Raw genomic sequence first — 21,696 nt, 5'->3', positions numbered from 1 at the left:
GATCCGGTTCCCCCGCGTTTCCAGAAACCTGTACGGCGTACCGGAACTCAGCCCAGCAGGGTTTTGACCGTGCCGCCGGACTCGCTCAGCTTGCTGCCGAGTCCGGACAGGGCCTCGCCGACCGAGGCCAGGATGCCGGACAGGTCCTCCAGGTTGCCGGCCAGGCTCTCGATCTCGGTCGCGACACCACTGACCTGCCCGCTGCCGTCGTTCAGCCGCTTGGCCGCCGCGTCACCGACGCCGGGGATCTTGTCCAGCTCACCGGCCAGCCCGGACAGCATCCCGGCCGCGTCCTTCAGCCGGTCGCGGGCCGCGTTCATCGTGGTCGCGCTGCCGCTGAGCGCCTTCCGCGCGCCACCCTCGCCGTCGTCCCCGACCAGCGCACCGGCCGCCTTCGCCGCCTGCTCGCCGGCCTCGGCCAGCCCGCCACCGATCGTCTTCAGCAGCTCCGGCAGCTTGCCGATGAACGCGAGCGCGTCGTCCGGCAGGTCCTTGACCAGCTGGAGGACCTTCTCGAAGTCGTCGGAGTTCTCGAGCACGAACCCGACGGCCTTCTTCACGTCGTTGAGATCCCGCCCACCGAGCAGATCACCGATGTCCATGCCGCGAAATCTAGCCCTCGCCGGCCCGCCGTCCCGCCGTCCCGCGCCCGCTCACCCCCGATTAGCACCAAGAGCCGGTCTCGATGTATCGTTTTCGTCGTTGCCTGCGCTCGTAGCTCAACGGATAGAGCATCTGACTACGGATCAGAAGGTTGGGGGTTCGAATCCCTCCGAGCGCGCCAGCAGAAGACCAGGTCCATCAGGTGGATGACCTGGTCTTTTGTCATTCCCAGGACATGCCGAGAGGGCGGCCCACCAGCTCGGCCACCCTCTCCGTACCCCCGCCCGTACCCCAACGTCACTCCTCCGGCTGCTCCCCGAACAGAAAGCCGAGCTTGTCGACAGCATCCCGGGTCACGTCCTCGGCGACGTCCACGTAGATGACCTTCGTCACGGTCGGTGAGCTGTGGCCGAGCACGTCCTGGATGTTCTCCAGCGGCACCCCCTGGCTGTAGAGCAGCGAGGCGCACGAGTGCCGGAGGTCGTGGAACCGGATACGCCGTACGCCGGCCTTCTCGCAGAGCCGGTCAAAGTGGCGGTTCATGTTCCGCGGCTCGATCGGGGTCCCGATCATGGTCGAGAACACGTAGCCCCCCGCCTGCCATGACTCACCCGCGTTCTTCCGCTCCTGAGCCTGTGCGGCCCGGTGAGCCCGCAGAGCGGAGACGAGCGGCTTCGGTACGGCGACCAGGCGAGTACTACCGTCCGTCTTGACGTCCCCGAGCTTGAGCGCTCCATCCACCCGGTGGAGCGCCTGGTTGACCTGGATCAGAGCGGCCTCCAGGTCGACGTCCGACCAGCGCAGCCCCAGAGCCTCACCGCGACGAAGGCCGAGCGACAGCGCTACCGCGTACAGGGCGTAGAGCCGGTCATCCCGGATGGCCTCCAGGAATTTGGTTGCCTCGGCGCGGCTCCACGCTTTGAACTTCGGCCGGTACTTGTGGTTCAGCCGGAGCTTCTTGGCGACGTTCTCGGTCAGGATCTCGTCCTCGGACACGGCGTCTTGGAGAGCCGCGCGAAGCAGGCGATGCAGGTACCGAACTGTCCCATCCGAGACCGTCGACCGGCAGCAGACCTTCAGGACCAGCGCACAGCACCGAGCGCCCTCGATCGCCTTGGCGTTCTTCCGAGCTGGCCGGCCTTCCCGCTTCTTCCGCTCGACCTCTGCCCGCTCCTCCCGCGCCCTGTCCTTGCCCTGGGCACAGCACTGGCAGACCTGCTGGAGCTGGAACAGGCCGCGCCGTACGTCGTTCGGGCGGAGCGTGGTGAGCTTCTTCTTGCCGAACAGCGGTACGAGGTACTTGGTGATGAGCCACTTATAGCTAGCAAAGGTCGTGTCGCGGACCCGGTGCCGCGCGTGCTCCTCGAGCCAGTACTCCAGGTACTCCGCCACCGTCTGAGAGCTGGAGGCCACCCGCTTGCCCGACATGGTGTCGGCCTGCATCTTCGTCAGCTTCTCGTGGACCTCGTCCCACGACTTGCCGTAGACGCTCTTCCGGACCTCACGACCATCCGTCGTGATGACGTAGGCGCGACCTTCGTACAACCCGTTGGAGCGTTGCCGAATGTTGCCCTCACCGTTGACGTTGCGCTTGCCCTTCTCCGCCTTCGCCATCAGGCCGCGTCCTCGATCAGCCCGGCCACGTAGCTTCGGATGGACTCCATCGGCACCCGTCGACCGTTGCGAACCTTCACGCTCGTGAGCTCCCGTTCCTTGATGAGCCGGTAGACGGTCCACCGAGAAACGTTCAGGTGTTCGGCCGCTTCCTCGACCTTCAGCAGTCGTGAGTCGTCTTGCATGGCTTGCTCCCCAGAAAGCTAGGCCGCAGTCGCGGCGGATGAGTTGTCAGTTGCCGAATTGCTGTCGTCCGGCGGAGCGCCGGGCAGGTTGGCGCGTTGCTTGGCCTGCTCGTACTGCGTGCGCCATCGAATGCGGGTGGCGATGGCTTCGGCGAGGACTTCTTTGTGGGTCGGGATGCGCCGCAGGCTGCGTTCCTCGCCGGGGCGGATCGGTTGCCAGATGAACCGAGGTGCTTCGGGGTCGTCGTTATGGGTGGCTAGCGCGTTCTGGTCGTCCATCTCGACGCCGGCCGCCGCGAGGGTTTGGCGGACGACCTCTGATCGGTCGGCGCGGTGCTCGGTCAGGGTCTTGCCGGTCCACTGACGCGAGACGAGGACTCGTCGACCACCGAGGCCGAGGTGTGCGCGGTCGTGGGCCTTGGAGGCGCACTCACCCGGGATGGTGCTGCCGGTGGCATCCTTCGGGACGATGCCGTACCGGAGCCAGTTGGCGCACTCCGGTGAGCAGGGCAGGACGCGGACGTGTGCGTGGAGTTTGCTGATGTGAGCGCGCTGGGCTGGGTGGATCTCGTCCAGGTCTTCGCCGTACGTCTCGCCGATTACCTTGCCGAGGTACTTGGTCAGGTAGCCGACCGCCTTGCCGACCTTGGCGTCAGAGTCGGCAACGATGCCTTGGTAGTCGATCTGTGAGCCGAGGCGGACGACGTGAGCAGGTTGGGCCGCGGGGTCCGCGCCGAGGTCATCCAAAGCCTGATCCCAAGTCGGGAGCAGAGCGCCCGTCGACGGGTCCACGAATACGCCGGCCATCTCATCCCAGACGGGCATGTCCGGGTTTGACGCGCAGCCGTAGACGGGTCGCTGATGGCTCGGCCACCACACTTGGTGGTACGTCGCCTTGGCGACCTCGCGGACGGTTTCGCGGGCAACGACGCCTCGGACGGCGGCGTGCAGGTGAGGTGCTAGACGTTTCTGCGGTTCGACCACGGCGAAGTACTGCGCCTTGTAGCCGGCGCAACGGCGAAGGTTCTGCATGAAGCGGTCGATGAGCTTCGGGAAGTGCAACGCGTCGAGGGCCGCCCGGCGGTAGTTGTAGCTGTCCGGGTCTACCGGGGTCGAGAGCAGCGGTGAGTTCTGGCCGTGGATCACACCGCAGTCGCACGGGATCAGGCCCTTGCCCGGCACGCGGTGTGGCAGTCGGTGTGTCGCTCCGTAGGAGCCGAGCGTCAGCGTGATGAACATGGACGGCCGGTAGGTCTTGCCGTTGGGACCGGGGAACGTCGCGCCGATCGTGCGTTTGTCCATCTCGACCTTGGGCAGGTCGGCGGCGTCTTGGCGTCGTCGGGTCGAGCGGACTCGCCGTGTGGATTCCTCCTCATCTGCCGCGGCTTGCTCGTCGGGTACGTCGGTAGAGTCCGCCGGCGGTTCTGGTTCGGTCTCGCGGTGCCAGCCCTCGCGGCATTGCTGCATGCGGAGGCGACGGTTCGCGTCGGCGCAGGGAGGACATTTGCTGACCAGCGTGGAACCGCACGAGACTCCGACCACTCGGTCAGTGCCGGTCTGTGTGTCGATCACCCGGTTGAGCACCGGCCGTACGCAGACGCCGTTGGTCACGGCCAGGTCCCGAACGACGTCGAGCGAGAACCGGTCGAGGGTGGTCTGTGCGGTGGGGTTCATGCCGCTGCCCTCCACAGGGCGGCCGGGCCGTCGAGGACGACACTGAGCGCCTCGTCAACGTCGGCGCCGAAGGCAAGCTCTTCACGGATGGCGTCGCGCTCGGCCTCCGTCGTCCGGCCCCACACGCCTTGTTCGTCGGCAACGATCGCGGCAGCCAGGCAGGACCGCACAACCGGGCAGAAGGCGCAGAGATCCTTGGGTTCCGTCAAACGGCGAACCTCGCGGTCATCCTCGGCGTAGAAGTCGTCCGTGTCGAGGTAGCCGGCGCAGTACGCCTGATCCTGCCAACGAACGTCAATCCGTCGCACCAGCGATGCCCGAGACTTCGTGGACAGTCCAGGCACCAAGGGGAGGACCAGTTGACCCGACACCTGCCGCCGCGCGGTCATGCTGCTACTCCTTCCGGGGTGGGGATTGGCTCACGAGCGCCGACGAGATCGGGCGCGTAGAGGTCGACGAGGACGGCGATGTCTTCGTCGGTGATGTGGGAGAACCTGACCCGAATTGGCTCTGTCTCACCGTCGACCGCGACGTACCCGACGCCCGGCAAGGTCTCGGGGATCTTGTCGCAGCGGGCACCCCGCTCCCTGGCACCGTCAGCGAGGACGAGGCGGACCTGCTCGGCCTCGGCCATCCGCAAGGCAAGCCGGGTCGGGAACAGGTCGCGGAACGGGAGCACCTCCTTGCGGGGGTCTTGCAGCGCGCCCACGACGGTGATGCCGACCGCGCGACCTTGCGACAACAGGAGCGAGAACGCCTTGGCAATCCGCTTCTTCATCGCCGGGTCCGTTACGTACGCCGTCAGCGAGGCCAGCTCGTCCGCGATCAGGACGATGAACGGTTCGTCGCGACTCGGCTTGAGGAGGCGGGACAAGCCGCGGAGCTTGCCCTGTCGGCGGCGCATGATCGCTACCAGATCTTCAAGCAAGGTTGCGAATGCCTCTTCGTACTCGGCATCGCTCGCGCCGTCCATCGCCGGATCGGAGCCGTAGCAGAACCGGTGGAACAACCGCCGGCCTAGCGCGAGCTCCATCCCGCCCTTGGGGTCGAGAACCCAGAGTTGGACAAGACCTGACCGGATGCCCGGACCGAGTGCAGCGATGATCGACCACAGAACCGACCCCTTACCGGCACCGGTCGCACCTGCCACCAGGAGATGCGTGTAGAGCAAACGGAGCCGGAACATCAGACCGTCTTCGCGACGTGCGACATCGAGCGCTTGCAGGTTCGGAGGATCAGTCGCGGGGATCGGAGCAACGACTTCCCGCAGCGGGTCATTCGTGAGGAACCACAGCACCAGCCGATCGGTTCGCCGAGGCAGCGCCCAGGCGAAGAGACGCGCCATCCAGCCCTCGGCACCGCCCGGCCACCACGCGGGGATCATCGAAGCGGCCGACCGCACCCGGCAGTCCTCAGCGCCGAAGGTACGTGCGAGGCGCTCGGCGTGCTCGGCGTAATCGGTGAGGATCTGGCCCGGCAGCAACCGAACCGTCACCTGATCGACCGTGCCCGACGAGCGAACCTTGACGATTCGGGGCACGAACGTTCGATCGTCCATCCGAACCGTCAGGTTGAGCGCGCGCATCGTCGCGTCCCAGCGGGTCCGGTACTCCAAGAACCGTCGCCGTGAGCCACGCATCCGCCACACGACCCGCTGCGCGAACGAATCGGGCCACCGCCAGCGCCAACCAGCCAGGCCGGACGCCGGTACAGCCGCAGTAGCAATGACCAACCACCACTCGCCACCGGTCCAGAGCTGGTATGCCTTGAGGGCCAGAAGCGGCACGATGACGAAAGCCGGATGCCGAACCAACCAAGCGATCCCCCGGAGCAACGCCCGCAGGCAGTACCAGATCACGACCCACTTGAGCCGGATGGCGACGGTCGGAGCGCGAAAGTTCACCGGGCCCATCCCGACCTCCTTGCCCTTGATCTTCGCCATTGCCGTCAACTGCCTTTCGGTTCGGAGTCATCACGCTTTACCGCGCCCTCGGGCAGGCGGAGGGTGTACCTCGGACACGGGCCGGGTGAGTGCCGGCGCATGCCGCAGAAGGGGCATTGACCGGCCTTCGCTCCGCCGTCCGGCACACCGCAGTACCCGATCTCTTCCCCGTCCGAGCGAGCGAAGACCTCCCGCGCCTGCCGACCACAGGTGCACAACTCCCCTGGCGCTGCAGCACGCCAGGGCGTCATCAGATCCACCCCTCCGAGTAGAGGACGCGGTTGACCGGCTCGCCCTCGTCCTCGTCGCTGTCCTCGTCGTACTCGTGGTCCTCCCAGTCGTCGCCCTCGTCATCGGAGTCCGACAACCACGCCTGGTGCTGCTTGAGCCACAGACGCGTTTCGAGCCGGACGACGTTGCTCGGCTCACCGACCAGCAACTCACTGAGCAGAAACGCCGCCCGGCCGCACTGATACGCCATGTACTGACCGGGGTCCACGCTCTCCGCGACGCTCATCTCAAGCCGCCTTCTGCTCAGTCGCACGCGAGCCCGGCATGTTCTTCGGGGCGCGGATGCCCATGCAACGGAAGCTCCAGCCCTGACGGGCGCGACAGCGGTGCGAGCGACCCTCATCCGGAGCCGAGCAACCTCGGGTGTCGACCCACGGGGAGGCCGTCATGCCCTGCAACTCGATCGCCGTAAACGGCAGGCCGGGAAGCGCGGGCGGGAGCACCGGCTGAACCGACGAGATGATTCGGACGGTGAACGTCCGGTCGGCCTTGCGAGCCTCGGGGTCACCGTCCATGACGTCGAGAGTCCAGACCGGCTGGCCCGAGTCCTCGTCGATCGTCTGGACAGCGTTGGTCTTCGTGGACTTCTCGAAGTCCCGAGCTGGGGTCACCTCCGACACCGCGAACAGGCCGTACGGGAAGGTGTCGCCGAACTCAACGATGATTCTGCGCGGCATAGCCATGGTGGGTCAGTTCCCTTCATTGGATTCGTACCAACGTTTGGTATGAGACCAATCTTTACCCCGTCGCTGGCGCGAAGTCAAGGAAAATGGGACCATTGGTTGGTACGAACCAGGAGGTTCCCTCGAATGGCACAGTCCGCACCGCTCTACCAGCGCATCGCAGCCGAGCTGCGCGAGCAGATCCGCACCGGCAAGATCAAGGCCGGCGAACGGCTGCCGACCGAGCAAGACCTCATGGCCTCGCACGACGTCTCCCGCAACACGGTCCGCCTGGCGCTCGGCATGCTGCAGAACGAGGGCATGGTGACCAGCACCCCCGGGCGCGGCACAGTCGTGCGCGAGCGGATCATGGCCGATTACCACGCGACTTGGGCGGAGACTCGTGATCGTCGGGCCAGCGACCAGGCCGACGCGTTCCAGTCCGAGATGGCAGAGCAGGGGCGGCACGCCGAGTACCGCGACTTCGCGATGAGCCTCGAAGTGGCCGGCCCCGACTTCTCCAACCGGCTCCAGGTCGCCGAGGGTGAGGCACTGGTGTCCCGCGGCTTCATCCGGTACGCCGACAACCAGCCGCTCAGCATCCAGGTCAGCTACTACCCAATGGACATCGCCCAGCAGGCCGGCCTAGTCGTCCCCAACGACGTTCCCGGTGGCGCGATCCGCGCGATGGCCAAGGTCGGACACGAGGAGATCGGCTACCGCGACGAGATCACTGCCCGCATGCCGACCCCTGACGAGACCCGCAAGCTCCAGCTCGGCTCCGGCACACCGGTCATCGTCTATGTACGGACGACATTCAGCGACAAGCGCCCGCTCCGGCTCACACACACCACGTTCGCCAGTGACCGCAACCGGGTGATCTACGAACTCGGCGACGTCCGCGCCTACCTGGCCCAAGAGGGCTCCGAAGCATGATCATCGAGCGCGCCGACGCCAACGACCTGGGCGTCATCCTCACCCTCCGCACCGAGGCCAGCGAGTGGCTCGCTCAACGCGGCATCAAGCAGTGGGCCGTCGCCTGGCCCACCCCCGAGGAACAGAACCGCCGCATCCTCGCCAGCATCGAGGCCGGCGAAACGTGGATGATCCGCGACGAGAACGAGGCCACCATGGCCACCGTTGCCCTGGACACCTTCTCGGACCCTCGCCTCTGGACCCCCGAGGAACAGGCCGACCCGGCGATGTACCTGCACCGCCTCATCGTTCGCCGCAAGCACGCCGGCCTAGGAACCGAAATCATGGACTGGGCCTGCCACAGAGCCCACCGCCTCGGCCTCCACTGGCTCCGCATCGACGTGTGGACCGACAACACCGGCTTGCATGACTACTACCTACGCAACGGCTTCAAGCACGTTCGGACCCTCAATCTTGCGGACTACCCATCTGGTGCGCTGTTCCAAAGGGCGACGAGCCAACCCGGCTGATCAAGCTCCGTTCGACAAGAAGATCGGTCTTGTGTGAGGCGACCTTTCACATGCGCGTTGACCACGCGGGCCACCCAGACAGCCGCAAGTTATGCAACCTCGGGACTCTTCCCGGCACCTTTCGACGGCGCTGCGTGAACCCAACTAGGTTCGCAAAAGCACCGAACTGGCGCCCCTACGTCATGCCGTGCTAGGTGGACCGGATCATAGGCGATCTCGCTGCTTTCATACTTCATGCCGTCGTCTCGTCCGCAGAATGCCGTCTCCGGCTTGACCTTCGCTCTTCGTCCGTCGAATACGACCAGATAGCCTCGCCGATCATGCAGCGGTGCCCGCGTCCGCGTCAGCTCCAAATAGTCGACCAATTGACGCAGACCATCCTTCGCTCGCGCCTCTGTGTATTCCGTGGTCTGCTTCGGCGGATTCAATTCACCACTTTTCCCGAGCCACTTGATTTCAATAAGCCCAATCCGGTTTGAATCAGCCCATCGAACCGTGATATCAACCGGGTTGCGATCATCTGCGGGCGATTCCTGATTTACATCCGGCCTGCCATCTCGAAGGGTTGCTCGCAGGTAGTGGTAAAGAGAGCGCCGCATGAGCGACTCCGGGCCTGCCTTCCACATCACTCTCGCTGGCTCGCGCCACGCCTCGGGCAGAATAGGGCATTCACTCGATCGAGCAACCATGGTCGCGTAGCGTTTTAATGCTGCTTGGAGATCATTGAATAACGGCAATCCAAACAGAGGATACCCTCGACCTGAGGCCACTTCGGCCTCTGAACCGTTAATCCAGAAGCGCTCTCCATCAATTTTGGCGTATCGATAGATGATCGCATCTTGAGGGAGGCTATCCGGACTGCTCTCGATCTTCCAGACGGCTAAACGACCATCGGATAGCACCTGAATGGTCAGAGTGCCGGTGTTGAGAGCCGCAATCTCAACTGGTGAATCGAGTAGCGTCGCCGACGCCAGATCTAATGGATCCGATTGCTGGCCGAGCAATTTGAAGACAATCAGTGACTCACTTACCGACTCGTAATCGATCGCTTGGAAAATGTCCTTCAACACCGGATGCAGTGCGCGAACGGTATCGATTCCCGGTTGACCAAATTTGTCACGTATTTGAGTGAGATAATGATCGCGTGCGAGATCCGATAAAGCAGCCAGGTCTCTCATCATGCCTTGGTTCCATCCGCCGCGACCAAGTCTGTTTCGTCTTCATTGAGAAGGAACGTTAGCCAAACAACCGCCGGAATAAGCAGGTCAGAACCCGGCCCCAACGATTCCTCTAGAGTCTTAAAGTATTGGTAGAGCGTGAGGCGGCCATAGTCGTCTAGGAGCGCGCGTGGGCTATCTGCCGCTATTGATGCGGCAATTTGCGGCTCTCTCCGAAGGCCATTTGACAGTGCCGGCAGGGGCAAAGCGTCCGTGGCGCCTGTCGCACCGGAGATATAGCGTCTGCGAGATTCGAACCTGCGCATAGCGGCCCAGCGTCGCAGCCACTCTGCTCCAACGGGTGATAGCGAATATCGCACGTCGTCCTGGTCTACCAAGCCTGAGGTCCGCAGTCGATCCATTGCCGCAAGCAGATCGGGAGAGAATGGTGTCATCGTGTCGGTCGTTGCAAAGCCATAGCCCCACTCCGCACTTGGGCGCCCGTCGTAGACACTCAAGAGACAGGCAAGATATGCAACAGCCTGAACCTCCGCGAGACTCGCGGAGTCAAATCGCTCTGAGAGAGCAGCAGTTATCGCAAGCGCGTCAAACGACGCATCCGTATTGTCACTCATGTGTGACTACCCCCGGATGCAAGGGCCCTCTCGATCTCATCGAATGCTTCATCAAACAGCGCCTCAGACTCCGCCTGCACCTCCGAGAGCGTCGTCCACGCCGTCATTCTCTCGACTCGCATCACGGAAGGACCGCAGACCCGCGCAAGCTCTTGGACCAAGCGACTTGAGTTAATATTCGCTGTCATAATCAGCCTGTTGTTGGCCTGAACAAATTTCCCGAACATTCGTCCAGCCCGACTCTCATAGGCAATATCTAGCGAGCCCTCGGGAGTGTCGATCAACAAGCACGCAGACGAGTTGTCGCCGCCTAAATGCTCGGCCAGCGCCATACGTAGCGCGATATCGACAAAGTATCGCTGGCTTTCAGAGAGCTGAGTGGTCATTCTGCGAGCCGTGCCATTGATCGTCAGGGCCAGTTCTGGCCCTCGAGATCGCTGTTCCATCCGCACCTGAAGGTCAAGGCCCAGAAATTCATATGCAAGATGTTGGAATCTCGGCAGGAATGTTCTCTCGGCGTCTAGATACCGCGTCGCTAGGTCCCGCTGAACAGGTTCTAGCATACCGCGAAATTCATCTCGCTTGCGCCGGAATTCGTTTCGTCGCTGAACTGCGGCGGCGCGCTCCGCCTCCAGTTGTCCTATCAACGCGGTGACCGCCGACGGCCCGTGATCGTCGGTCGTTAATGTGATGTCTCCATGAAGGCGCTCGAATTCGACGCGCGAAGCGAGTGCGCGTTCATTTGCTTCCTTGGCCTCATCAACCTCCGACAGCGTTCGCTGCAGCGTTTCCTCTGCTGACTTCAGACCCTCACGAACTTCCGTGATCCTTGCGTCTAGTTCTTCCAGTTGCTCGAACGCCTCATTGCTCCGATGACTACGATCTTCAACAGGAGAGAGGCAGAGTGGGCATTTACGCTCGTCGAGGCAAGTTCTGGCATGGTCAGCGAGCGAGCTTCCCTTGTTGCCACAGATCGAACATTTTCCGTCATCAAGCAGTGATTGAATGATGGGATGGTCGTGCGGATCCACCCCGGGCGCAAACTGCGACGAGAATAGTCGATCGTAGTCTGTATTCATCGCGTGGAGACGTGCTGCGGCCGACGTGTACGCTTGCCGTGCGTCGTCAGATGCACGCAATTTTGCCTGCACTTGATTCGCGCTGGTGTCGCAGACGGCGACGATCTCCTGATACAGCTCGATCAGTCCATCATCTTCCGGCGCGGCCGAGGCGACGCGACCCCTAAGCTCTTTGATCTTTTGAGCCGCTGTTGTTGCTTGATACTGAGCGTTTCGCGCTTGAGATTCAAGCCGGTCTGATCTGCGGAGCCACTCATCTGCTTGACTGGCTAAGGTGCCGTCTACTCCGAATACTAGGTAAAGAGCTTGCCGAGCAACCTCTGGATCCCAGAACAAGAGATGCCGTCGCTCATCAAAAGTTAACAAGAAATGTTGAAGAAAGACCAACTGTTCAAAGGTGGCTAAGCCAGACCGTTCGACAATCGACTCCGTGAATCGGTCGTGCAAAGCCCGCGCTTCTTCCTCGTCCTCTGCAGTGCCACTGAACTCTGAACCGTCCGCACTTGCGATGGTGAGGCCACGCAGGGAGGTAGGACTGAACATCCCACGTGTAACGACGTAACGCGCACCGTTAACCGACAGCTCAATCGTCACTTCGGCGGTGTCGCGGTCAAGCTCGCTGACTCGTCCAGTGAAGTAGTCTCTACTGAATGAGAGACTATGCTTGAAGTATTCTTTGAGCGACGCGAATTTCTGGTCTGGATCGGCCACAATGCCCGTTAAGGCATAATTCAGGATCGCAAGAAATGTTGACTTACCCAGGCCATTTGCGCCGGACAGACAGAAGACGCCATTGCCGAACTCGACATCCACAAGTGGCATTTCTCGATACAGCGTCATATGTTTGATAATGAGGCGATCCACGTTCGGGAGGTGGATAGCACCTGTTTCGGCCGGCAAGGGAGCCTCCTGGCGGAAGGATCTGCGCCGCGCGGTCAGCGCCGACTATGGTTAGCGAAGAGCTTAGCGATAGGTTGTCACGTCGTATAGAGTTTACAACTGGAGACGGTGTCGGTCTCTAGTTGACCGGGCTCCAGTCAGCCGAGGGGGCAAGGCTCACGACGCTCTCTCGCAGATTATGGTCATCCCCACGCCTCCGGGGCCAGCGCGCGATCCTGATCTCCTCGACCGTCCAGCCAGCCAGCTCCGCTAGGGCGCTCATTAGAAGGTCCGCTGCTATAACGAATTTCTCGCTGCCAGTGCCATGGGCTGAATTTCCAACTACGAACGCCAGTCGTCCAGTCTCTTTGGTGAGATGCCGGCACGAGGAGAGCACCGCGAACATGTCGTCTGCGTAGCCTTCAATCACCTGGCGTCTGCCTTTCTCGTAACGACCAGGCGGCACCGCATCAAGCACCGGCGATACGATCTCACCTATCCGCTTGGCTGCGGCGGAATTGCGGTAGGCATAAACTTCTGGAAATTGAACGCTAGGATGGCTCCTAACGGTCGATAGCCGCTGGTCCCTCATGTGTGAAGTACTTGCGTACAAACCCAAGGCCCAAGCCTCAGTCTTGTATACCTCGGTGTAGTCAATATTATTTGGATATGGCGGCGAGAACACAGTCCAATCAATGCTGCTTGGCGAGACATGCATATCTGGGGCGCGGCCATCGGCATGCACCACGTTCGCGGCGACCCCTGACCCCATCGGGGCCCGTGCCCGCAAGTCCGTCAGGCAATCGCCAACCAGTTGATCAAAGGTCTTTTTGGGATCCAACGGCTTTCGTTCGGGCATGAACCGCAGCGCCCGGCCATCCCGGCGCATTCGTCCCGCCGGCTCGACTGCACCAGCAAGAGCCACCCGCAAGATATTCCGCACATCCTTGTCGGACTCGGCATCGATGGCTCGGGCGAGCGCTATAAGTCTGACTCGGTTCTCGGTAGGGAAGTATGCAGTATTGTTGAGAGTAACTGAGGGTGTCGTAAGATCTGACGGCTTCGACAGCAGTTTCTTGTATCGCTTCTCGGCAGCCAAAGCGCCTTTTCGGACGCTATCGGCGAGCGTCATGCCGCGCACGATCGCGGCCGTCTTCGCGGCCGCAATCGTATAGATGAGCGGATTTCGCTCGATTCCTGTCGCGGTGACCTCAACATCAAACTGATTCGCAAGGGAGATTGCACTCAACACTGTGGTGCCGCTGCCCACGAAAGGGTCCAGGACGGAAACTGTGCTATCTGTGCTAGCGCCAGCGTCCTTCAGGAGTCTTGATAAGAGCTGTGAAGAGTACGCTTCTTTTAGGTGAAACCAGCGGTGAAAAGGCTCGTCCAGGTTGCCTTGAGGAACAACAAGCCTGCTGTAATCGCCGCTGCGGTCGGACACCAGCCACCGTTCCTCCAGCGCGCGATAGTGATGAGCCAAGGTCTGCTGGGCTGTAACGGTCACGGGTCTCCTTGCGAGCTCAGCAGCCGCTTGAGCGGCCCAGATGCGGCGTGCAGGCCATCTTGCCATGAAGGGTAAGGCCGTTGCTCAGCCAACCTCCGGTGGTCATGGAATAGGCTCAGGTTTTCTGAATCTGCACCCGCGCGTGCGATAGGTCTGGCCGCGAGACGAAAGCTGACCTGACGTCCTGGACCTACACTCGGCGACATGTCTGAGTACTTGCAGGTCTCGACAGCGACGGCAACCCGTGATGAGGCGGTCCAGCTCGCAGGATCAGCAGTGGGTGCTGGCCTTGCGGCAGGCGCACAGGTTGTGGGACCGGTTATCTCGGTCTTCTGGCATGAAGGGCAGTACGGCGAGGGCGAGGAGTGGCAGTTGTTACTGAAGACCACCGAGCGCCGGTACGCCGAGCTTGAGGCCCACCTGTTGGAGAAACACTCGTGGGAAAATCCCGAAGTGAGCGCGGTGGCGATCACCGCGGGCGCAGCCGGCTATCGCGACTGGCTTGACCGGACGACTGAGGGCTAGCCGCGGGCCCGCTCAAGCACTGCCGCGACCTCAGGTCCCCCGTAACGGGCCAAGCGACTGAGAATGCCTCGCAGTCTCTCGCCTGGACGAACCGAGCCGACCCCAGAAGCGAGGTCGATGGCGTGCTCTGTCACGTAAGCGGCCCGCTCGGGGTCATCGCCATCCATCAGAGCGTGGGCAAGCCAAGTGCTGTAGAGCGCCTTGTCACGGGAGTGCGTGTCGTCGTACCGCGAAAGAGCATCGTCTAGCAACGGAACTGCACGGGCTGGACGACCGAGCTCGGTGTAGCAGCGGCCAGCCATGATGTCGATCTCCAGCGGATCGACCCAGAACACCCAGTCCGGCTCCGGGAAGTGCGACGACTCGTTGACCGCGGCTACAGCGGCATCAAGTGCTCGTGCAGTCGCCGAGACTTGCCCGCTCACGGCGTAGGTCCAGGCGAGGCGTTCTTGTAAGAGGGCGCGAACCCGAGGCGTCGCCCTCATGCCCGCGATCCGGGTGGACTCGGCGGCAGTCTGGATATCGGCTTTCTCGTAGGCCATGAACGCCAGCGAATTGCCGTGCAGGCTGGGGTCGCCCGACTCCTGCGCTGCAATCAACGCGGTCTTGTAGTGCCGTCGCGATTCGACGTACCGGCCAGCGTCAAAGGCAGCCCAGCCCGCCATCTGAGCCTGCTCGGCGAAGACTCCGGTCAGGGCCCGGGCCGTCGAACTGCTGTAGCTCGCGGTCTTGATCAGCCTCGCCGTCGCAGCCATCTCGCTCGTGTAGACCTGATAGGTATCCATCCCGCCGAGGTGATCGTCCAGGCGGCGCAGGCGGGCAGTACGTTGCCGGAGCTGGCGAATCTGTGTCGCGCCGATCTGGCTTCCGTTGCGTGCCCGTGTGAGCGGTGCGAGAGCCAGCACGGTCGCTAGGCCGGCGAAGACTCTCCGGTCGACAGACTCGGGGCCATACTCGTCTGTTCGCAGCAGGTCGTCCAGTTGCTCTTCGGACAGTTGCAGCTTCCGCGCCAGTTCAGGGCGCACCCATGCTTGTGGCTCGGTCTTGCCAGCTTCCCAGCGGACCACCGTCGACCGCTCGACGCCGAGCGCCTCGGCCAGACCGTCTTGGCTCAGGCCGACAGATTTGCGGCGCTGAGCGAGGGAGAGCCGTCGAGCGTGCGCCACGGATGCCTCATTTCTGCCTCATTCGGCCGGAACTACCTGCTGTTACCTAAGCCGTGCGGCGAGTCAACACCACAGCAAAACGGTACCAGTGGACGAAGGGCCGACACAGCGATGATCAAGCCAACGGCGAGCGATGGCGTCGAGTGGGCGGGGGACAGCGGCCGGTCCGGCGAGGCGAGTCCACAGGACTGGCCGGTCCTCCAGAGCTCCTCCTCAGACCCGTGCGACGGAAACAACCCGATGACCGGCCGCCCGTGTCGGCTCGGCTACCACCAGGGTTACCACCGCGACGACACAGGCGCGGAGTGGCTGGAGGACTGACCCCCTGATCGGCAGGGCCGGCGTGCTGACCCCTGCATCCGCGCCCGTCCTGCCTTCCACCGAGCGACCCCGGCTGAACTCCTCACAGCCGGGGTCGCTTCATTTGCGTCGGGCGAGGGCAAGGAAGCCCCACGCCCATGGGCGCTCCAGCAGCTAGCGAAGGCCAAGGGCCCTACTCGACTGTTGCTGCAAGCAGGTTGCGCCACAGTCAGCGCGTCCAGATCCTCGGCGGCAAACCCATGCCGCCTGACCGTCGTACGTAGGTGATCGGCCGTCCTGCTGCCGAGTTGACCTCTTAAGAATCAAGGCGCGCCGCAAGCGGCGCGCGGCGGGGCCGGGCTTACGACCTCGCGGCCGACGCCCTCACCCCCGCCGACAGGCCAAACGGCGTACCCGATTCCCAAGCGGTCTCCGCGGCTACTGGGTCGGCTGATCTCCGGGTCTGTGGTTCGGGCCGGCGGGTCGGCCTCGTCCCCCTGGCCGCTCGATTGTCCGGTCAGACCGCCGCGCATCAAGAGCGCCTACGGCGTCCCTCCGGGATCGGGCACGCCCGACTCTTGACCCACGACGCCCTGCCCTTGGGTTGCAGCTATCAGGGGGACGGGGCAGGTGTGGCGGTCGAGCGCTACGATCGCCGCCATGGATGCTGCTGTGGCTGCGCTGTTGGGTGTGGGGATAACCGCCCTTGCAGGGGCAGGCAACACGCTGGTCTCACACTCTCTGCAGGGCCGTCGTGACGCCCGTCAAGCTGACCAGAACTCCGCGGAACTGCGGCAGGCGCGCCGGCGGGAGCTGTATGCCCGCTTCCTGGGATCGGTCGAAGACCTCAGGATGTCGTTCATGGACTTGTCTGCTGCGCTCGCCACGGACGAGCAACTGGATGCCTTCCGGCGCGCCCGAGCTGCGCAGGCTGACTTCCATCGGCTGTTCTACGAGATCCTGCTCGTCACCGAGCAGGAGGGTACCCAAGCCGCTGCCGCCGAGGTCCAGAAGGCATTCAACGGCGTGCTGCAGGGATTCCAGGAACTAGCGAAGTCGGAGTACGACCCGACCGTGACTAGACCAGACGACGTCCTACGTGATCTCGACCGGGCCGGCAAAGCTCTGGGGCTATTCGTCGTAGTCGCTCGCCAGGAAATCTTGCACCCCGCTGGGGGTAAAGGGGGGTCCGCCAGGAACGCCGAAGCCAGCCTTGGCGAGTAAGCCATGCCGGCGTGTCACTCCGATTCAGAGGCTGCGTCCGTACCCCAGTCGTACCCCAACGGCCGCTCATTGAGAGCCAACCGGCGCACTTGGTGGCTCGGAGGCCGAGCAGTTGGTGTGCTGGAGAGTCCTCGGTGCAGGCTCCTACGGATCAGAAGGTTGGGGGTTCGAATCCCTCCGAGCGCGCAAGCAAAGCCCCAGGTCATCAGGTGGACGACCTGGGGCTTTGTCGTTGCCGGGGGTCAGCGGCCGTCGCGGCCCTTGGACGCGTCGCGGACCTCCGGGGAGTCCCAGCGGCCGCCCTTGGCGCGGATGTTGTCCGCGGCCTTCTTGTGGCCCATCTCCTCGAGCTTCTTGGGCACGTTGTTCTGAGCCCTCAGCAGGTCCATCGACTTCTGCATCGCTCGCTCGTTCCTGCGTGCTTCGCGCTCTTCCTTGCCCATGCTCATCTCCTGTACGACTCGAGGTGAGGCCGTGCGGACCTCGTACTTGTCGGGGAAGCTTCTCCCGTCGGGGGTTCAACGGGCGGTACGACGCGGGCCCGGGGCAACTGGTTCCAGGAGAGGATCGAGGATGGAGTACTTCGTGTACGGGCGCGATCGCGCCGGGGCGTTCCCGCTGAAGGTGGAGCTGAGCGAGCAGCACTGGACCTTCATGGACCGGTACGCCGGGGAGCTGATCGCGCGCGGGCCGACGCTCACCCACGACGACGAGGACGCCGAGACCACCGGCAGCCTGCACATCCTCGACGTACCGGACGCCGAGGCCGTCGAGCGGTTCGCGTACGACGAGCCGTACTACCTGGCCGGCGTCTTCGACGACGTCCTGGTCCGCGGCTTCCGCAAGCGCGTCGGTACGACGATGTGGGACTTCGCCGGCGCCGTCCCCGGCTACACCCGCTACCTCCTGCTCGCCACGGACGGCGTCGACCACGAGCCGCCGGACTCGCCGCACGTGATCCTGTACGGCGACCTGCTCGACGGCACGACCCTGGTCGGCCAGGCTGCGCTCGTCGAAGCCCCGACCCCCGAAGCTGCCGCGGCACTCCGCCCCGGCGCAGACGTCCATGTCTGGCGCTTCGGCGGCCGGCCCACCGAGGACTAGCCCCGCCGAGCAAACCCCCGGAGCGCCGGCAGCCCCTCGCCCACCGCCACCGCCCGCCACCCGCCACCCGCCACCCGCCACCCGCCACCCGCCACCCGCCACCCGCCAACAAGACCACCCACCCCTGAAGCCCCGCGCCAAAACCACCCGGCGCGGGGCTTCAGCACGTTCCGTGGCCGGTCGCGCCAGGAAACTTCCGGCGGAAAGCGGTTGTCGGCAAAAGTTTGTGATCGGGCTCACGTACTCGCGGTTCTCAACACCCCACCCGGTCGCGTACGGTTAGTACCACTTGCACACTGGTATACGCCCACTGCGTTGACTGGTATGCGACAGATCACACCGCCGAACAGGGGAATGAGCCGCCGATGACGACCACCGCCAGCCCTGCCCAGACCGAGGAAGCGCTCAGTGTCGAGAGCTCCGTTGCACCGAACACCATCGACCTGACCGACGCCCCGACTGAGCACGAGGGCTTGCGGGCCTGGGTCGCCGAGGTCGCCGCACTCACCCAGCCGGACCGGATCCACTGGGTCGACGGCAGCGACGCGGAGTACAACCGGCTCACCGACGAACTGATCGCGGCCGGCACGCTGGTCCGCCTGAACGACGCGAAGAAGCCGAACTCCTTCTGGGCCCGGACCGATCCCTCGGACGTCGCCCGCGTCGAGCAGCGCACGTTCATCTGCTCGGTCGACGAGGCCGACGCCGGCCCGACCAACAACTGGATGGACCCGGCCGAGATGAAGGCCCTGATGACGGGTCTGTACCGCGGCAGCATGAAGGGCCGGACGATGTACGTCGTCCCGTTCTGCATGGGCCCGCTGAGCGCCGAGAAGCCGATGTTCGGCGTCGAGATCACCGACTCGGCGTACGTCGTCGCCTCGATGCGGATCATGGCCCGCACCGGCGCCGAGGTCCTCGCGAAGATGGGCGTGGACGCGCCGTACGTGCCGTGCCTGCACTCGGTCGGCGCGCCGCTCGCGCCGGGCCAGGCCGACGTCATGTGGCCCTGCAACGACGAGAAGTACATCGTCCAGTTCCCCGAGGAGCGGACGATCTGGTCCTACGGCTCCGGGTACGGCGGCAACTCGCTGCTCGGCAAGAAGTGCTACTCGCTGCGGATCGCCAGCGCGATGGCCCGTGACGAGGGCTGGCTGGCCGAGCACATGCTGATCCTGAAGCTGATCTCGCCGGAGAAGAAGGTGCACTACATCGCGGCCGCGTTCCCGAGCGCCTGCGGCAAGACCAACCTGGCGATGCTCGACCCGACGCTGGACGGCTGGGAGGTCGAGACCCTCGGCGACGACATCGCCTGGATGCGGTTCGGCGAGGACGGCCGGCTGTACGCCGTGAACCCGGAGTTCGGCCTGTTCGGCGTCGCGCCGGGCACCGGCTGGAAGACCAACCCGAACGCGATGCGCACGATCGAGAAGGGCAACTCGGTCTTCACCAACGTCGCGCTGACCGACGACGGCGACGTGTGGTGGGAGGGCTACTCCGAGACCCCGCCGAACCACCTGACCGACTGGAAGGGCCGTGACTGGACGCCGGGCAGCGGCGAGCTGTCCAGCCACCCGAACAGCCGGTTCTGCACGCCGATCCTGCAGTGCCCGATCATCGCCGACGAGTACGACGACCCGAACGGCGTGCCGATCTCGGCGATCGTCTTCGGCGGCCGCCGGGCGACCACGGTCCCGCTGGTGACCGAGGCGCGGAACTGGCAGCACGGCGTGTTCATGGGCGCGACGCTGTCGTCGGAGACCACCGCGGCCGCGGTCGGCGAGGTCGGCGTGGTCCGGCGCGACCCGATGGCGATGCTGCCGTTCCTCGGCTACAACGCCGGCGACTACCTGGACCACTGGCTGACCGTCGGCAAGGAGCACGATGCCGAGAAGCTGCCGAAGGTCTTCTACGTGAACTGGTTCCGCAAGGACGAGGCCGGCAAGTTCGTCTGGCCGGGCTTCTCGGAGAACAGCCGGGTGCTCAAGTGGATGATCGACCGGATCGAGGGCCAGGCCGACGCGGTGGAGACCCCGATCGGTGCGGTGCCGGCCGCCGGCGCGCTCGACGTGAGCGGGCTGGAGCTGACGCCGGAGGCGCTGCAGGTCGCGCTGAACGTCGACGCCGAGGAGTGGAAGGCCGAGCTCCCGCTGATCGAGGAGTGGTTCGCCAAGCTCGGCGACACCGTCCCGGCCGCGCTGAGGCTCGAGCTGGACACCCTGCGCAGCCGCCTCGGCTGACCCAGTACGCCGGCGGCTGACCGGAAGCCAGTACGCCGGGGAGCGCGAAGCGCCTCGTCCCTCACCCGGGGCGAGGCGCTTCGCCGTACCCGGAGCTGTTGGGGCCAGGCGGGTGCATCGCCCGGCCACGCAGCCCGGGGGTCAGACGCGGGGTGGTGGAGCGATGCGGTCGAGCGGAACCCGTGTGGTGAGTTCCTGGCCGTTCGGGCCGTCGTACTGGACCAGGCCGACCCAGCCGTCTCCGCAGTGCAGCCGGCTGATCAGCCAGGCCGGTCTCCAGGCCCTGTCGACCCAGCAGGCGACGTGCGCCGGGAGGGACAGCTGGAGGAACAAACGGAGGTCGTACACCTGCGGTCTGACGGCTGAGTCCGTCACCGCCACCACACCCTTTCGTGAGGTCAAAAGGCTTCACCGAACGCCCGCTCCTCACCGCGGCCTCACCCGCCGGGCACCTCCCCAGTTACCCACCCCGCACCCCGATCACACCTGCAGGCACGCCGTACCGGCACATATGTTGGACGAATGAAACTTGGAATCATGCTCCCGGTCGGTGGCGACGACGGGCCGGACGGACAGATGCCGCGGTGGGCCGACACGCGCCGAATGGCACTCGCGACCGAGGCGGCCGGGCTGGACTCGGTCTGGCTGGCCGACCACTTCTTCTACCGGGACCCGAGCGGTACGACGTACGGGATCCACGAGGCGTGGACGCTGCTGAGCGCGGTCGCCGCGGTGACCGAACGGGTCGAGCTCGGGACGATGGTGCTGTGCTCGTCGTTCCGCGACCCCGGGCTGGTCGCGCAGATGGCCACGACGCTCGACGAGGTCTCCGGCGGCCGGGTGATCCTGGGTGTCGGCGCGGGCTGGCACGACCCGGAGTACGAGGCCTTCGGGCTGCCGACGGACCACCGGGCGTCGCGGTTCGCGGAGTGGGTCGAGATCGTGGCGCGGCTGATTCGCGGCGAGACGGTCACGCACAAGGGCACGTACTACCAGGTCGACGAGGCGGTGCTCGTGCCGCAGCCGGAGCGGCGGATCCCGATCCTGGTCGCGTCCCGGCAGCCGCGGATGCTGGACCTGACCGCGCAGTGGGCCGACCAGTGGAACACGGCCTGGTTCAGTGGCGTCGAGGACAAGGCCCGCGAGCGGCTGGCGGCCTTCGACGAGGCCCTGACCAGGAACAACCGGCCGGTCGGCGAGGTCAGCAAGACGGTCGGCCTGACGGTCCGGGACCCCGACCAGAAGCCGTCGGACGAGCCCGGGGCCTTCACCGGCACCGTCGAGGAGCTGGCCGAGGTCTTCACGGCGTACGCCGAACTGGGCGTCGAGCACCTGATCGTCGGGCTGCAGCCGATGACGCCGCGCTCGGTCGAGCGGCTCGCCGGGGCGAAAGCGCTCGCTTTCGGCGGCTGAAACCCGTCGTCCGACGACAAGAGCCGCCAGCGGATGCTGGCGGCTCTTGCG

The 21,696-nt window shown here is 64.5% G+C and carries 21 protein-coding genes and 1 tRNA gene; 8 read left to right on the top strand and 14 right to left on the bottom strand.

Annotation, left to right across the window (positions count from 1 at the left end):
- Positions 1-47: 47 nt before the first annotated feature.
- Positions 48-602 (bottom strand): hypothetical protein, encoded by a 555-nt coding sequence (locus HDA39_RS31275; RefSeq protein ID WP_184801320.1) that lies wholly within the window; start codon positions 600-602, stop codon positions 48-50.
- 106 nt (positions 603-708) lie between these two features.
- On the opposite strand from HDA39_RS31275, the gene HDA39_RS31270 reads away from it, so the two are divergent.
- Positions 709-784: transfer RNA gene (locus HDA39_RS31270), tRNA-Arg, on the top strand.
- A gap of 116 nt (positions 785-900) precedes the next feature.
- On the opposite strand, the gene HDA39_RS31265 is transcribed toward HDA39_RS31270, so the two are convergent.
- From HDA39_RS31265 to HDA39_RS31235, 7 genes are all read right to left on the bottom strand, one after another.
- Positions 901-2,217, bottom strand: a complete 1,317-nt coding sequence (locus HDA39_RS31265; protein WP_184801318.1) for a tyrosine-type recombinase/integrase — start codon at positions 2,215-2,217, stop codon at positions 901-903.
- Entirely contained in the window at positions 2,217-2,402 is a 186-nt protein-coding gene (locus HDA39_RS31260; RefSeq protein WP_184801316.1) for a helix-turn-helix domain-containing protein, read from the bottom strand. The genes HDA39_RS31265 and HDA39_RS31260 overlap by 1 nt, the downstream gene beginning before the upstream one ends.
- A gap of 18 nt (positions 2,403-2,420) precedes the next feature.
- A complete protein-coding gene (locus HDA39_RS31255) occupies positions 2,421-4,076 on the bottom strand; it encodes a replication initiator (RefSeq protein ID WP_184801314.1) in 1,656 nt (551 codons plus the stop codon).
- Complete coding sequence (locus tag HDA39_RS31250; protein WP_184801312.1) at positions 4,073-4,465, bottom strand: WhiB family transcriptional regulator; 393 nt, start codon at positions 4,463-4,465, stop codon at positions 4,073-4,075. Before HDA39_RS31250 ends, HDA39_RS31255 begins: the two co-directional genes overlap by 4 nt.
- Entirely contained in the window at positions 4,462-6,018 is a 1,557-nt protein-coding gene (locus tag HDA39_RS31245) for an FtsK/SpoIIIE domain-containing protein (protein WP_184801310.1), read from the bottom strand. The genes HDA39_RS31250 and HDA39_RS31245 overlap by 4 nt, the downstream gene beginning before the upstream one ends.
- A 250-nt stretch (positions 6,019-6,268) precedes the next feature.
- Complete coding sequence (locus HDA39_RS31240) at positions 6,269-6,535, bottom strand: hypothetical protein (RefSeq protein WP_184801308.1); 267 nt, start codon at positions 6,533-6,535, stop codon at positions 6,269-6,271.
- A 1-nt stretch (position 6,536) separates the two neighbouring features.
- Entirely contained in the window at positions 6,537-6,986 is a 450-nt protein-coding gene (locus tag HDA39_RS31235) for a plasmid replication, integration and excision activator (protein WP_184801306.1), read from the bottom strand.
- Between the two features lie 132 nt (positions 6,987-7,118).
- On the opposite strand from HDA39_RS31235, the gene HDA39_RS31230 reads away from it, so the two are divergent.
- Positions 7,119-7,907 carry a GntR family transcriptional regulator gene (locus tag HDA39_RS31230; protein ID WP_184801304.1) on the top strand — a complete coding sequence of 263 codons (789 nt, stop codon included), beginning with the start codon at positions 7,119-7,121 and terminating at the stop codon, positions 7,905-7,907.
- On the top strand, positions 7,904-8,416 hold the full coding sequence (locus tag HDA39_RS31225; protein ID WP_184801302.1) for a GNAT family N-acetyltransferase: 513 nt from the start codon (positions 7,904-7,906) through the stop codon (positions 8,414-8,416). Before HDA39_RS31230 ends, HDA39_RS31225 begins: the two co-directional genes overlap by 4 nt.
- 89 nt (positions 8,417-8,505) lie before the next feature.
- Here the strand turns inward: HDA39_RS31225 and HDA39_RS31220 are convergent, their stop codons facing one another.
- From HDA39_RS31220 to HDA39_RS31210, 3 genes are all read right to left on the bottom strand, one after another.
- The gene (locus tag HDA39_RS31220) at positions 8,506-9,597 is read right to left on the bottom strand and encodes a hypothetical protein (RefSeq protein ID WP_184801300.1); all 1,092 of its coding nucleotides are present in this window, start codon (positions 9,595-9,597) and stop codon (positions 8,506-8,508) included.
- Positions 9,598-10,204: 607 nt separating this feature from the next.
- Complete coding sequence (locus tag HDA39_RS31215) at positions 10,205-12,187, bottom strand: ATP-binding protein (protein ID WP_184801298.1); 1,983 nt, start codon at positions 12,185-12,187, stop codon at positions 10,205-10,207.
- Positions 12,188-12,305: 118 nt separating this feature from the next.
- Entirely contained in the window at positions 12,306-13,673 is a 1,368-nt protein-coding gene (locus HDA39_RS31210; RefSeq protein ID WP_184801296.1) for a class I SAM-dependent methyltransferase, read from the bottom strand.
- A gap of 204 nt (positions 13,674-13,877) precedes the next feature.
- On the opposite strand from HDA39_RS31210, the gene cutA reads away from it, so the two are divergent.
- Entirely contained in the window at positions 13,878-14,198 is a 321-nt protein-coding gene (cutA, locus tag HDA39_RS31205) for a divalent-cation tolerance protein CutA (protein ID WP_184801294.1), read from the top strand.
- Here cutA and HDA39_RS31200 read toward each other — a convergent pair.
- Positions 14,195-15,364 carry an NsdA family TPR-like regulatory protein gene (locus HDA39_RS31200; RefSeq protein ID WP_184801292.1) on the bottom strand — a complete coding sequence of 390 codons (1,170 nt, stop codon included), beginning with the start codon at positions 15,362-15,364 and terminating at the stop codon, positions 14,195-14,197. The genes cutA and HDA39_RS31200 overlap by 4 nt on opposite strands.
- A 960-nt stretch (positions 15,365-16,324) precedes the next feature.
- On the opposite strand from HDA39_RS31200, the gene HDA39_RS31195 reads away from it, so the two are divergent.
- Positions 16,325-16,888 carry a hypothetical protein gene (locus HDA39_RS31195; RefSeq protein WP_184801290.1) on the top strand — a complete coding sequence of 188 codons (564 nt, stop codon included), beginning with the start codon at positions 16,325-16,327 and terminating at the stop codon, positions 16,886-16,888.
- 242 nt (positions 16,889-17,130) lie between these two features.
- Here HDA39_RS31195 and HDA39_RS31190 read toward each other — a convergent pair whose 3' ends face one another.
- Positions 17,131-17,331: a hypothetical protein gene (locus tag HDA39_RS31190; RefSeq protein ID WP_184801288.1), complete on the bottom strand. Its 201-nt coding sequence runs from the start codon at positions 17,329-17,331 to the stop codon at positions 17,131-17,133.
- Positions 17,332-17,461: 130 nt separating this feature from the next.
- Between HDA39_RS31190 and HDA39_RS31185 the strand changes: the two genes are divergently transcribed.
- Together HDA39_RS31185 and HDA39_RS31180 are read left to right on the top strand one after the other, a co-directional pair.
- Positions 17,462-17,992, top strand: a complete 531-nt coding sequence (locus HDA39_RS31185) for a YciI family protein (protein WP_184801286.1) — start codon at positions 17,462-17,464, stop codon at positions 17,990-17,992.
- Between the two features lie 365 nt (positions 17,993-18,357).
- A complete protein-coding gene (locus HDA39_RS31180) occupies positions 18,358-20,232 on the top strand; it encodes a phosphoenolpyruvate carboxykinase (GTP) (protein WP_184801284.1) in 1,875 nt (624 codons plus the stop codon).
- 141 nt (positions 20,233-20,373) lie between these two features.
- Here HDA39_RS31180 and HDA39_RS31175 read toward each other — a convergent pair whose 3' ends face one another.
- Positions 20,374-20,607 carry a hypothetical protein gene (locus HDA39_RS31175; protein ID WP_337925968.1) on the bottom strand — a complete coding sequence of 78 codons (234 nt, stop codon included), beginning with the start codon at positions 20,605-20,607 and terminating at the stop codon, positions 20,374-20,376.
- Positions 20,608-20,754: 147 nt separating this feature from the next.
- Between HDA39_RS31175 and HDA39_RS31170 the strand changes: the two genes are divergently transcribed.
- A complete protein-coding gene (locus tag HDA39_RS31170) occupies positions 20,755-21,645 on the top strand; it encodes an LLM class flavin-dependent oxidoreductase (protein ID WP_184801281.1) in 891 nt (296 codons plus the stop codon).
- The last annotated feature ends 51 nt before the right edge of the window (positions 21,646-21,696 follow it).

Origin of the sequence: Kribbella italica, from assembly GCF_014205135.1 — a bacterium.
Taxonomy (GTDB): Bacteria; Actinomycetota; Actinomycetes; order Propionibacteriales; family Kribbellaceae; genus Kribbella; species Kribbella italica.
The sequence above is the reverse complement of the archived record's forward strand: the minus strand, read 5'-3'. Positions and strand labels throughout refer to the sequence as shown.

Excerpts from the sequence above, each read along its gene's own strand:
- HDA39_RS31275 (WP_184801320.1), bottom strand. The coding sequence starts at position 602 with ATGGACATCGGTGATCTGCTCGGTGGGCGGGATCTCAACGACGTGAAG.
- HDA39_RS31265 (WP_184801318.1), bottom strand. The coding sequence starts at position 2,217 with ATGGCGAAGGCGGAGAAGGGCAAGCGCAACGTCAACGGTGAGGGCAAC.
- HDA39_RS31260 (WP_184801316.1), bottom strand. The coding sequence starts at position 2,402 with ATGCAAGACGACTCACGACTGCTGAAGGTCGAGGAAGCGGCCGAACAC.
- HDA39_RS31255 (WP_184801314.1), bottom strand. The coding sequence starts at position 4,076 with ATGAACCCCACCGCACAGACCACCCTCGACCGGTTCTCGCTCGACGTC.
- HDA39_RS31250 (WP_184801312.1), bottom strand. The coding sequence starts at position 4,465 with ATGACCGCGCGGCGGCAGGTGTCGGGTCAACTGGTCCTCCCCTTGGTG.
- HDA39_RS31245 (WP_184801310.1), bottom strand. The coding sequence starts at position 6,018 with ATGGCGAAGATCAAGGGCAAGGAGGTCGGGATGGGCCCGGTGAACTTT.
- HDA39_RS31240 (WP_184801308.1), bottom strand. The coding sequence starts at position 6,535 with ATGAGCGTCGCGGAGAGCGTGGACCCCGGTCAGTACATGGCGTATCAG.
- HDA39_RS31235 (WP_184801306.1), bottom strand. The coding sequence starts at position 6,986 with ATGCCGCGCAGAATCATCGTTGAGTTCGGCGACACCTTCCCGTACGGC.
- HDA39_RS31230 (WP_184801304.1), top strand. The coding sequence starts at position 7,119 with ATGGCACAGTCCGCACCGCTCTACCAGCGCATCGCAGCCGAGCTGCGC.
- HDA39_RS31225 (WP_184801302.1), top strand. The coding sequence starts at position 7,904 with ATGATCATCGAGCGCGCCGACGCCAACGACCTGGGCGTCATCCTCACC.
- HDA39_RS31220 (WP_184801300.1), bottom strand. The coding sequence starts at position 9,597 with ATGATGAGAGACCTGGCTGCTTTATCGGATCTCGCACGCGATCATTAT.
- cutA (WP_184801294.1), top strand. The coding sequence starts at position 13,878 with ATGTCTGAGTACTTGCAGGTCTCGACAGCGACGGCAACCCGTGATGAG.
- HDA39_RS31195 (WP_184801290.1), top strand. The coding sequence starts at position 16,325 with ATGGATGCTGCTGTGGCTGCGCTGTTGGGTGTGGGGATAACCGCCCTT.
- HDA39_RS31190 (WP_184801288.1), bottom strand. The coding sequence starts at position 17,331 with ATGGGCAAGGAAGAGCGCGAAGCACGCAGGAACGAGCGAGCGATGCAG.
- HDA39_RS31185 (WP_184801286.1), top strand. The coding sequence starts at position 17,462 with ATGGAGTACTTCGTGTACGGGCGCGATCGCGCCGGGGCGTTCCCGCTG.
- HDA39_RS31180 (WP_184801284.1), top strand. The coding sequence starts at position 18,358 with ATGACGACCACCGCCAGCCCTGCCCAGACCGAGGAAGCGCTCAGTGTC.
- HDA39_RS31170 (WP_184801281.1), top strand. The coding sequence starts at position 20,755 with ATGAAACTTGGAATCATGCTCCCGGTCGGTGGCGACGACGGGCCGGAC.